This window comes from Clostridia bacterium, from assembly GCA_017438525.1.
Taxonomy (GTDB): Bacteria; Bacillota; Clostridia; order Oscillospirales; family RGIG8002; genus RGIG8002.
Genome location: JAFRVI010000090.1, coordinates 1 through 10,935, shown reverse-complemented (window position 1 = coordinate 10,935; position 10,935 = coordinate 1). Strand labels below are relative to the sequence as shown.

Genomic DNA, 10,935 nt, shown 5'->3' with positions numbered 1-10,935 from the left:
GAACTATACGAAAACATTATCGGTGAAAAGCTTGAAAAGTCATCTGACAGTGACCTGCTTGCCAGAATCGAAAACAACGTAAACGCTTACCTTAAGAAGTAAGTTTCAGTAACGACGTATTAAGAAAAAGTGTCCGGACGTATAGTATGTGCGGACACTTTTTTTGTTTCTTACGGAAGACGTAATCAGCGGTGCTGTATTCATGACTGACATGGAATCACGCTGTTTCAGGAAAATTGATCAGCAGATCGGAAAGTCTGAGGAAGATGGTCTCTGCGAGTGAATTTATTTTCGGAACCCGTAATGAAAACATGGGGCGGTTATCCGCCCCATGTTAATTTCAGGTATTTAAGATTTACTTAGCCAGATGTCTGAGTACTTCAGCCTTGTCGATCTGTTCCCAAGGGAATTCTTCACGACCGAAGTGACCGTAACTTGCGGTTGGAAGATAGATAGGTCTCTTGAGATTGAGCATTTCAATCAGACCGTAAGGTCTCAGGTCAAAAGTCTTTCTGATGATATCCACAAGCTTGGCTTCGGAAATGATACCGGTACCGAAGGTGTTTACTGAGAGTGATACTGGTTCGGCAACACCGATTGCGTATGAAACCTGAATTTCACACTTCTTGGCAAGACCTGCCGCTACCACGTTCTTGGCAACGTATCTTGCCGCATAGGCGGCACTTCTGTCCACCTTTGACGGATCCTTGCCTGAGAATGCGCCACCGCCGTGTCTGGCGTAGCCGCCGTAGGTGTCGACGATGATCTTTCTGCCGGTCAGACCGGAGTCGCCGACGGGCCCGCCGACTACGAAGCGGCCGGTGGGATTGATCAGGATGCGGGTCTTCTCGTCGATCAGTCCGGCGGGAATGGTCGGATAGATGACGTTTTCGATGATTCCCTTACGGAGTGTTTCAAGCGAAACGTCGGCTTTGTGCTGCGAGGAAACGACGACGGTGTCGATGCGCTGCGGCTTGCCGTCGACGTATTCGACCGTGACCTGAGTCTTTCCGTCCGGGAAGAGATAGGGCAGAGTGCCGTTCTTTCTGACGGCGGTAAGACGCTTGGCGAGCTTGTGAGCGAGGGAAATGGCGAGCGGCATGAGCTCGGGCGTTTCGTCGCAGGCGAAGCCGAACATAATGCCCTGGTCGCCGGCGCCGCCGCCGATGCTCTCGCTGTCGGCCTTGTCCTCGAGCGACTTGTCGACGCCCATGGCGATGTCGGGAGACTGCTCGTCTATGGAAGTGACGACAGCGCAGGTGTCGGCGTCGAAGCCGCACTCGCTCGTGTAGCCGATGTCGCGGAGCGCCTTTCTGACGATGCCGGGAATATCGGCGTAAGAAGTTGTGGTGATTTCGCCCATAACGCTGACGATGCCGGTTGTCGCGGTGGTCTCGCAGGCAACGCGCGCGTTGGGGTCGTTGGCGATTATCGCGTCGAGGACGGAATCGGAGATACGGTCGCAGACCTTATCGGGATGCCCCTCGGTAACGGATTCGCTGGTGAAAAGATATCTGCTCATACTTTTTCCTCCTGTATGTTGAAATAAATATGTTGTGGTTTCCAACTGAATATATTACAACATATTGCGTTTATTGTCAAGTGAAATCGCTTAAAATATGCCGGCTATACCGTAAGAAATACAGGTGACGACGACGCCGGCTACGAGAACGCCGAGAATAACGGCGAGAAACGCCTTTTTGAAGCGTATCCCGAGGAAGTTCGCGACGAGCGAGCCGGTCCACGCGCCGGTTCCCGGCAGCGGGATCGCGACGAAAACCGCGAGCCCGAGGAACGACAGGTTTTCCCGCCTTTCCGACTTTACCTCGGCTCTGCGTTCCGCCCACAGCGCCATCCTGCGCGTGAGCTTAAAACGCTTCAGCCAGCCGATGATCTTGTGGATGAAAAGCAGTATGAACGGCGCGGGTATCAGGTTTCCGATAACGGCGATGCCGAAGGACTGCCAGAAGGGCAGTCCCAATACGCATCCGAGAGGTATGGCTCCGCGCAGCTCGATGATCGGTATCATCGAGCAGAAGAAGACCGCGAGCTGCGGCGGGAACGTTTCGGTAAAGAACGTCTTAATCGCTTCGATCAAGTTTCCACCTCGATTATCAATCTGTTACGCCCGTTTTGTTGAGGATGAGCATAACGGGCTTGAAGAGCAGTCCGGTAACGACGGCGTTGATGCCGAATTTTACGAGATTGAACGGGATTATCGGGAAGGGCAGGAGAGTAACCACTATCGAACGCGCCATTCCGGTGTAAATGGGCGTGAAGATGATGTTCATCGGCACCATGACCGCCGTGGCAATGAGCGCGGCGGCTCCGAGACCGACAATCGCGGAAACGAAGGTGCGGCGCTTTCTGTATATCATTCCGCAGACGAAAGCCGCGATCCCGGTCGCGACAATGTGCATGATGATGCCGAGGTTAAAGCCGCTTATCAGCAGCCCCTGCGCCAGCGATACGACGACCGTCAGCACGATCGACCAGAGCGGCGAGATCGCGAGAGAGCATATAAATATCATTATATCCGCGGGATCGTATTCGAGATACGGCGCCGACGGGAATATCGGTATGTGCACAAGATAGACCAGTACGATCGAAATCGCCGCGAACATTGCCAGTACGGCGACCGTTTTCAAATCAATGCGTTGCTTTTTCATTTTTTGTTCCTCCACATAAAGAAATGCCCGCGTAAACCGGGGCATGACTCATAACGGAGAAAACAAATCTTTTCTCATCCGGACTGAAGACCGTTTCCGGTCAACACCGTCGGTCACGGAATTTCACCGTGTCGGCTCCGGACGCGCCGGAGTTAGCGGACTTTCACCGCCGGTGGGGAATCGCACCCCGCCCCAAAGATTTACAATGACAGTATATTACCGCGCGGGCGAAATGTCAAGAAAAACATTCAATTGGGAGCATATGCGATTTTTTTATGAAAATATCAAAATTCACTTGCAAAATACTAACACGGAAGATATAATATAGCCAGTATGGTATTTAATGCCTAAATCCGTATTTGGAGGTACAGATGAAAAAAGTATTAGCTTTGATTCTTGCGCTCGGAATGCTCATGCTCGCGCTTACCGGCTGCTATCCGATCGGCCAGCAGCAACAGCAGCAGGCCGAGCAGGGCTCGCAGGCGCAGCAGGCCGCGCCGAACTGGACCAGCTATCTGACGCTGCTTATTCCCGTAGTCTTCATCGTTCTTATGTGGCTGTTCCTCATCAGGCCGCAGAGAAAGAAGGAAAAGAAAGCGAAAGAAATGCTCAAGACCCTGACCGTCGGCGATGAAGTCGTTACCATCAGCGGCGTCGTCGGCAGGATCGTTCAGGTCAAGGACGACGGCTTCGTCATCGAGTCCGGCGTTGACCGCACGAAGTTCAGAGTCAAGAGGTGGGCCGTTCAGGAAAAGGTAGTCCACGAGAGTAACTGATAATTTCGTTTCCGTCATAATTTGTCCGCGTCCGGAATAAATATGTTCCGGAGGTGTACCGTATGGACGGAAATAATACGCGGCTGTTTTCCGCGGCCGGATTGAAGATAACGCTGAAGGGCGTTTTGGCGGGGCTTGCCGTGAGCATCCTGCTGATGCTGCTTTTCGCCGGAGTGATACTCTGGCTTTCGCTTCCGATCGTCTGGGCGACCGTGCTCGCGTACGCGGCGACGGCGCTCGGGGCGTTCGCCGGCGGTTTCGTCAGCGGAGTTCTTGCCGGAAGCAAGGGGATCAAGTTCGGCGCCGTGACCGGCGCGGTAATGTTTGCAGTCGCCTTTCTTGCCGGTATTATCGCCGGCAAAACCGTTCCCGGCGTGAGCGCTGCGGCGATCAGCGCAGGACTGTCCGTCGGTTTCGCTGCTTTGGGCGGGATCGTCGGAGTCAATCGCAGATAAGAATATCAATATAAAGGAGCAGATCAAAATGAAACACATCAAGACAATCGCAGAAGGAACTCTTAAAAAGAACCGCGACACCCGCGGCTGCGGCGAATGCCAGACTTCATGCCAGTCCGCCTGCAAGACTTCCTGCACGGTCGGCAACCAGAAGTGCGAGAACAAGAAATAAGAGCGCGAGAGGGCATCGCCGCGACCGGCGGTGCCCGTTTCGGTTTTTTCATCAAAACGATTCATACGGGGCGGACGCACTGAAACGGCGCTGTCCGCCCGTATTTCCTTATGGGTGATAACTTTGGTACATACTTTCAGACAAAACGGATTGAATATCGCGCTCGACGTGGAGAGCGGCGCGGTGCACCTGCCGGACGACGTTTCCTACGCCGTGCTTTCAGCGTATCCGGACAAGCTGCCGGCGGCGGATGAAGCCGCCGAAAAGCTCGGGGCCTCCTTCGGCGAAACCGCCGTGCGCGAAGCGGTCGCGGAGATTGCGGAGCTCGCCGCCGACGATATGCTTTACACCGCGGCTGAGGAGATCCCCGCGCCGGTGTATTCCTCGCTCATGCCGATAAAGGCGATGTGTCTGCACGTCGCGCACGACTGCAACCTGCGCTGCGGCTACTGCTTCGCCTCGCAGGGCGACTACCACGGAGCGCGCGGCATAATGCCGCCCGAAACCGGCAGAAAAGCGATAGACTTCATTACCGCCGCCTCGAAGGGCAGAAAGAATATCGAGATCGACTTCTTCGGCGGCGAACCCACGATGGCGATGAAAACCGTCAGAGAGACAGTCGCCTACGCCAGAAGCGTCGAAAAAGAGCAGGGAAAGAACTTCCGCTTCACGCTTACGACGAACGGCCTGCTTCTCAACGACGATAACATTGACTTCATAAACGCCGAGATGAGCAACGTTGTGCTTTCGCTTGACGGCAGAAGGATTGTCAACGATAAAATGCGTAAATGCGTTGACGGTTCCGGCTCCTACGACATCATAGTTCCGAAGTTCAAAAAGCTCCTCGAAAAGCGCGGGAAAGACAAGAGCTACTACCTGCGCGGGACCTTCACCCGCGAAAACCTCGATTTTGCCGCGGATTTCGAACATATCTACGGTCTCGGCTTCGACGAGATATCCATCGAGCCGGTAACCGCGCCCGCGGACAAAAGCTACGCGCTCCGCGACGAAGATCTGCCGCGCATCGCCGAGGAGTATGAGAAGCTTACAAATATCATCCTTAAGCTTCGCGCCGAAGGCAAAAAGGTCAACTTCTTTCACTTTATGGTCGACCTCGACGGCGGACCCTGCGCAGTCAAGCGTCTCAAGGGCTGCGGAGCGGGCAACGAATACGCTGCGGTCGCTCCAGACGGAAGCATTTACCCGTGCCATCAATTCGTCGGCATGGAAGAATACAGGATCGGCTCTCTCGACGAGGGCATCGTCCGAGACGATATCCGCGGGATATTCGCCCGGTCGAGCATCATGTCGAAGCCGAAGTGCGCCGACTGCTTCGCGAAATACAACTGCAGCGGCGGATGCGCCGCCGGCAATATTTTCTACGGCGGCAGCATCGACTCGCCGAACGAACAGGCCTGCTTCATGCAGAAAAAGCGCCTCGAATGCGCTCTGCTGCTGAAGGCGGCGGAGGCGGGCGCGCACGTCGAGTTCTGATCAGGAGGTCTCTATGAAAAACATCGGCTTTATCGGATGCGGAAATATGGCTTCCACCATGATCGGCGGAATACTGAAAACGTGTTACGATCCCGCAAAAATCAACGTGTTTGATATCGACGCCGCGAAGGCGGACGCCTTCGGCAAACGCGGCGTCAGCGTCCGCGCCGACGAGCTCGACGTAGCGAAAAACAGCGACTTCGTCGTCCTCGCCGTCAAGCCGCAGGTGATGAAGCCCCTGCTCGAAAAGCTCGGCGCCTGCAACGAAAACGCCGTCTACGTTTCAATCGCCGCCGGCGTTAGCGTCGCGAGCGTGAAACGCTTCCTCGGCTACGACGCGAAGGTCGTCCGAGTGATGCCGAACACCTCGCTGCTTATGGGTCTGGGCGCAACCGCGGTTTCGCATTCCGCGCCGGTCAGCGGCGAAGAATTCGAATTCGTAAAAACGCTTTTCGCGTCCTCCGGCATAGTCGAGGAGGTCGGCGAGGATATGATGAACTCCGTCATCAGCGTCAACGGAAGCAGTCCTGCTTACGTCTACTACCTGGCTAAAGCCGTCGCGGACGGCGCGGAAAAGCAGGGGATAGACCGCGATACCGCGCTGCGTCTATTCGCGAAGGTGCTGGAGGGCAGCGCGAAGATGCTGACCGATTCCGGCATCACTCCCGAAGAGCTCATCGACCGCGTCTGCTCAAAAGGCGGCACGACCATCGAGGCCGTCAACGTCCTCGACGCGCGCGGCGTTCACGACGCCGTGATCGAGGGAATGGAGGCCTGCACGCGCCGGGCGGAAGAGCTCGATCTGAAATAACTGTCATATGACTGCCCGTCTCGTCATACCTTTTACAAAAGGTGGGACGAGCAATGAAAAGGAAATTACCTCAGATAATCTTCACGCCCCGCGTGGCGAAACGCAAGAACGCGAAAGACAAGCCGTTTGCGCGATACCTGACAAACGGATACTTTCTGTTTCTCGCGGGGATAATCCTCGGATGCGTCGTCAGCGGCTTCGCGAAGCTGCCGGACTTCCTCGGCGGCGGAACGCGCCTCGCGGCGATACTTTCCGGCGCCGAGCCGTTCGACTTCGGCGGTTACTTTTTCGATAGTTTTGCGCTGTGTATGACCACCGTCGCGATAGTCTTCACCCTTGGTTTCACAGCCGCGGCCGCACCCGTGATCTACGCCGTTCCGGCGTTCCGCGGCATCGGCTTCGGCGTGATGATGACGGGGATATACTCCGCCTTCGACCTGAAGGGCGCGCTGATCTGCATCGTCGCGATAGCGCCTTACGCCGCGATAACCGTCGTTTCGCTCTGCGTGCTTTCCATGGACGCGGTGCTTATATCCGGCTCGCTGACGCGGTTTCTTTTCGCCGGCGACGTTTCCGGCGTGAACTCTCCGCGCCTGCGCGGATATTTCGTTAAACTTGTATTATCCTCGGCCGCGGCCGCCGCCGGCGCGCTCGTTCACTGTCTCGGAGTGAAACTGCTCATGCCGGTAATGTGAGGATTCTTGAAAGGAAGTCAAAATGGGACTTATAAGCAAATACTACGACCAGACCCGCGAGGGCAGAGGCGTATCGAAGGACGACCGCCGCGAAAAAGGACTGTTCAATTTCTTTGACGTCTACACGACGAATTTCTGGAAGCTTACGCTGCTCGGACTGATATGGCTGCTCTTCTCGCTGCCGGTAGTGACGATGCCGGCGGCGACCTGCGCGTTTGTCTATATCATTCGCAATATGGTGCGCAAAAAGGGAGTATTCCTCTGGAGCGATTTCGTTGAAACATTCACGAAGTATTTCTGGAAGTCGCTTCCGCTCGGGATCGCCGACCTTGTCGTATACGCGCTTTCGTTCATCGCGCTGCGCTGGTACGGAATAATGGGCGGTCTGATAATTTACGAAGGCGTTTTTGCGCAGCCGAGTTTCTTTTATCTCCTCGGCTTCGGAGTTGTATTCGCGTTCGCGGCTACCTATACGATGATGCGTATGTATACGTATATGCAGCTCGTGTCGTTCGATTTCGGATACGTCAAGATATTCAAAAACGCATTTTTCCTTTCCTGCCTCGGTTTTTTAAGAAACCTGCTCGTAGTGCTGGTCCGCCTGCTTATACTTGTGATCCTCTACTATATCGCTACGATAGGCAGCAGCGTCGGCATCGGAATAGTCATCGTCATAACGCCGCTTTTGGTCATCGGCTTCCGCGGGTATCTTATCAACTACAACTCTTTCGCGGTGATTTACAAATACATCGTCGGTCCGTATGAAGAGGAGCAGGCGCAGCTTGCGAAGGAGTCCGGAGAAGAGGAAGGCGACGAGCCGATTTTCACCGATACGGGCAGCAATAAAAAGTAAAAATACGCTTTCGGAGCCGTAAATATGCGGCTCCGTTTTTTCGGAAAAAAATATTGATTTTACGCGGGAATTGTTGTATAATGTTTCCGTAAATGTGTTATCACGTTTCAGTAGAATATCATCGAAAAGGAAGGTAACGTTATGAAAAGGTTGATTTCCGTTCTCCTCACGCTTTGCCTGATGCTTCCGTTCGCTGCGGTCCTGCCCGCGAGCGCGGCGTCGTTCCCGGGGACCTTTTTCCCGAGCGGCATAGCGAAGCCCGAGCGTCCTATCGCCGATTTCACGTGGCATAATCGCTTCAGTGATCTTGATGAATGGTGGATGTGTGATTTTGATCTCTATCAGATAACGCCGGAATCCGTCAATAATTTCCTTATGGAGGATCTTATCATTGAGAGCAACGGCGGTAATTTATCCGACGAATACGGTCTGTATTGGTGGAACTCGCACGTGCAGATCGATATGCGCGTCGATAACGGTCAGTGGATGTCCGCCGGTGAAGACGGCGCGTGGGATCTGCCGGAAACGTATTCGAGAGTGACGCTCGAAACGAGGATCGGCTATTCTTCGTCCAACCTCTTCTGGTTCGCCGATACCAATTTCGATCTTTACGATTTCCTGCAGCCCGGTATTGTCGTGGGAGGAACGATCACCAATGAGGGTGAATACATCGAGAGAGCGTACTTCGATTTCGATAATCACTCCATCTCCTTCCGCACGCGCTATGCCATAAACTACTTTGAAGCTAAAGACGAAGCCGAACCGCAGGTGATACTCAGTCCGTGGTCCGACGTTACGACCGTCGGCAAAAACGGCAACAACGTCGTTCCAGAGCTCCCGGACGAGCTCGAAGCGCCGGTCATTTCCGATCTGCGCGAAGGGCCGGAGGAGGAATACAACGTTAAATTCTTCTTCGACAATGTGCTTCCGGAAAGCACCTATCCGACCGAGATAGCCTCTTATATCGGCGGCTACGGTGATCTCGGCGGCTTTTATGCCCAAATGCGCATAAACAACGGCGACTGGTTTGACGTCGACGTTGTCAACGGCGCGTGGTACAGCTCCGGCGTTCGCGAGGTGTGGTTCTACAAGGACGAAGTGCCGTATAACCCCGGCGATAAGCTCGAACTGCGAGTCAAGATTTCCGGCAACAATTATTATGAAGAAGGCAGCCCGTGGTCGAATATCATCTCCATTGCGGGCGCTCACGTCAAGCCGTATATCAGCTTGAGCGGCAACAACTGGGCGAAAAACGGCGACGACATCAACTGGACCTGGGAATCCAACGCTGTTCCGGAGTCTCTCTCGCTTGAAGTCAGCGAGACCGGCGAGGAGGGCAGCTGGACTACTCTGAAATCCATCGGCCCCGACGCGGAATTTACGCTTGACTACAAGGCCGAATATGCGGACAGCGGCAGATATTTCCGCGTCAAGGGCGTATTCGAGGGCGACGAGGTCGTTTACAGCCAGGCTTACTGGACGGAATGGAGCAACTATCCTTACTTCACCGTTTATCCGCATGGCGCGACCGTACCGAGCGGTCAGACCTATACGGTGACCTGGGATGTCGACCGCGAGCACGTTTCCGCGTGGCTCGAAGAATACGACACGGATGCGGAGGATTGGAGAACGGTTCGTGAAGACCTCCCGAAGAGCTTTACTCTCGACGGTAAGTACGATCAGGTCGGCGAATATCGCGTCTGGGTGTCTTTCGACGGCTACGAGCCGATAAGCTGGGATTTCAGCATAACGTGGAGCGGCTTCTATTTCGTCGAGCAGCCGGTAGGCGAGAGCGTCCGCATCGGCTACAGCGCCGGCACGTCCTGGCAGACGTCTCACACACCCGAGAGGATCGAGGTCATGGCTCAGGGCGACAACGGCGAATGGGACGTTGACCAGGGACTGACCGCGCTCGTCGTCGACGACGACTCAATCACCGTTCCCAACGACGGCTGGGACGGTTCGCTTCACCTGAAGATAGTCGCGTGGTATGAAGGCAACGATTACACCAGCGACGATTTCTATCTCGGATGGCACTATATGAAGGGAGACTTCGACGACGATAAGGTGATTTCCGTTTCCGACGCTCTTGCCGCGCTGAGAATCGCGGCAAGACTCGCGCAGGCGACAAACTCTGATATTAAGATCGGCGATATTGACGGCAACGGCAAAATAGAAGTCAACGACGCGCTTGCGATACTTCGCGTTGCGGCGAAACTTGCCGACGCCGGCAGTTTGGTAAAAGAGTAAGCTTCTTTCTGTAACTTCAAAATACAGCCGCTCGTCGAGCGGCTGTATTTTTATTGTCAAAGGAAAACCACGCGATAGTCGCGTGGTTCAAAAGAGGTTAACCGATGAAAGAAACCTCCGTTTGTGATAAGATAGAAATGACCTGCCAGTCATGACTAAGAAACAAACGGAGGATTTCGATGTGGGAAAAGGGAATGATGACACAAGTAGTTTAGCACACACCAAGTGGAATTGCAAGTATCATATAGTGTTTGCGCCGAAGTATAGGCGGAAAGTATTTTTCGCAGAAAGGAGGATGGAAATACGAGAGATATTGAGGAAGTTGTGTGAGTGGAAAGGAGTAGAAATAATAGAAGGAGAAGTATGTCCGGACCACATACACATGTTGGTGAGCATCCCGCCCAAAATGAGCGTTTCGGGGTTTATGGGATACCTGAAAGGTAAGAGCGCGTTGCTGATATTCCAGAAATGGGGGAATATGAAATTCGCGTACCGAAACCGCGAATTTTGGAGCAAGGGATATTACGTGGACACCGTGGGGAAGAACACGAAAGCGATCAAAGAATATATAAGTGAGCAGTTAAAAAGGGATGCTGAATCAGACCAATTAAGTATGTTCGACCCACGGGACCCATTTATGGGTAGTAAGTAACAGATGCATGGCTGGCAGGCCAATCTAAAACGCACTTGTGCGTCGCCAGTATTATAAGGGCTATGCCCGAAAATGAAATACCCCCCGTTTTACGGGGGGATATTTATT

Annotated in this window: 12 protein-coding genes and 1 riboswitch; of the genes, 9 read left to right on the top strand and 3 right to left on the bottom strand. The window is 53.9% G+C overall.

From position 1 onward, the window contains the following. Window positions 1-355: 355 nt before the first annotated feature. The 3 genes from metK to IJL83_08255 form a co-directional block, all read right to left on the bottom strand. Window positions 356-1,522 (bottom strand): methionine adenosyltransferase, encoded by a 1,167-nt coding sequence (gene metK / locus IJL83_08265; GenBank protein ID MBQ6553587.1) that lies wholly within the window; start codon window positions 1,520-1,522, stop codon window positions 356-358. A gap of 90 nt (window positions 1,523-1,612) precedes the next feature. After that, window positions 1,613-2,098, bottom strand: coding sequence for a small multi-drug export protein (locus IJL83_08260; GenBank protein MBQ6553586.1), 486 nt, complete (start codon window positions 2,096-2,098; stop codon window positions 1,613-1,615). Between the two features lie 16 nt (window positions 2,099-2,114). Continuing rightward, on the bottom strand, window positions 2,115-2,669 hold the full coding sequence (locus IJL83_08255) for an ECF transporter S component (GenBank protein ID MBQ6553585.1): 555 nt from the start codon (window positions 2,667-2,669) through the stop codon (window positions 2,115-2,117). A 62-nt stretch (window positions 2,670-2,731) separates the two neighbouring features. Then, window positions 2,732-2,873: riboswitch (FMN riboswitch) on the bottom strand. A gap of 209 nt (window positions 2,874-3,082) precedes the next feature. Between IJL83_08255 and yajC the strand changes: the two genes are divergently transcribed. The 9 genes from yajC (at window position 3,083) to tnpA (ending at window position 10,827) form a co-directional block, all read left to right on the top strand. After that, window positions 3,083-3,445 (top strand): preprotein translocase subunit YajC, encoded by a 363-nt coding sequence (gene yajC / locus IJL83_08250; protein MBQ6553584.1) that lies wholly within the window; start codon window positions 3,083-3,085, stop codon window positions 3,443-3,445. A gap of 62 nt (window positions 3,446-3,507) precedes the next feature. Further along, window positions 3,508-3,900, top strand: a complete 393-nt coding sequence (locus IJL83_08245) for a TIGR04086 family membrane protein (protein ID MBQ6553583.1) — start codon at window positions 3,508-3,510, stop codon at window positions 3,898-3,900. A 28-nt stretch (window positions 3,901-3,928) separates the two neighbouring features. Further along, window positions 3,929-4,072, top strand: a complete 144-nt coding sequence (scfA, locus tag IJL83_08240; protein ID MBQ6553582.1) for a six-cysteine ranthipeptide SCIFF — start codon at window positions 3,929-3,931, stop codon at window positions 4,070-4,072. A gap of 123 nt (window positions 4,073-4,195) precedes the next feature. Beyond that, on the top strand, window positions 4,196-5,566 hold the full coding sequence (gene scfB / locus IJL83_08235) for a thioether cross-link-forming SCIFF peptide maturase (GenBank protein ID MBQ6553581.1): 1,371 nt from the start codon (window positions 4,196-4,198) through the stop codon (window positions 5,564-5,566). A gap of 13 nt (window positions 5,567-5,579) precedes the next feature. Then, entirely contained in the window at window positions 5,580-6,377 is a 798-nt protein-coding gene (gene proC / locus IJL83_08230; protein MBQ6553580.1) for a pyrroline-5-carboxylate reductase, read from the top strand. 53 nt (window positions 6,378-6,430) lie between these two features. Beyond that, window positions 6,431-7,072 carry a hypothetical protein gene (locus IJL83_08225; protein MBQ6553579.1) on the top strand — a complete coding sequence of 214 codons (642 nt, stop codon included), beginning with the start codon at window positions 6,431-6,433 and terminating at the stop codon, window positions 7,070-7,072. 22 nt (window positions 7,073-7,094) lie between these two features. Then, window positions 7,095-7,925: a YesL family protein gene (locus IJL83_08220; protein ID MBQ6553578.1), complete on the top strand. Its 831-nt coding sequence runs from the start codon at window positions 7,095-7,097 to the stop codon at window positions 7,923-7,925. 141 nt (window positions 7,926-8,066) lie between these two features. Further along, window positions 8,067-10,175, top strand: a complete 2,109-nt coding sequence (locus IJL83_08215; GenBank protein MBQ6553577.1) for a hypothetical protein — start codon at window positions 8,067-8,069, stop codon at window positions 10,173-10,175. Window positions 10,176-10,326: 151 nt separating this feature from the next. Further along, window positions 10,327-10,827: an IS200/IS605 family transposase gene (tnpA, locus tag IJL83_08210; GenBank protein MBQ6553576.1), complete on the top strand. Its 501-nt coding sequence runs from the start codon at window positions 10,327-10,329 to the stop codon at window positions 10,825-10,827. The last annotated feature ends 108 nt before the right edge of the window (window positions 10,828-10,935 follow it).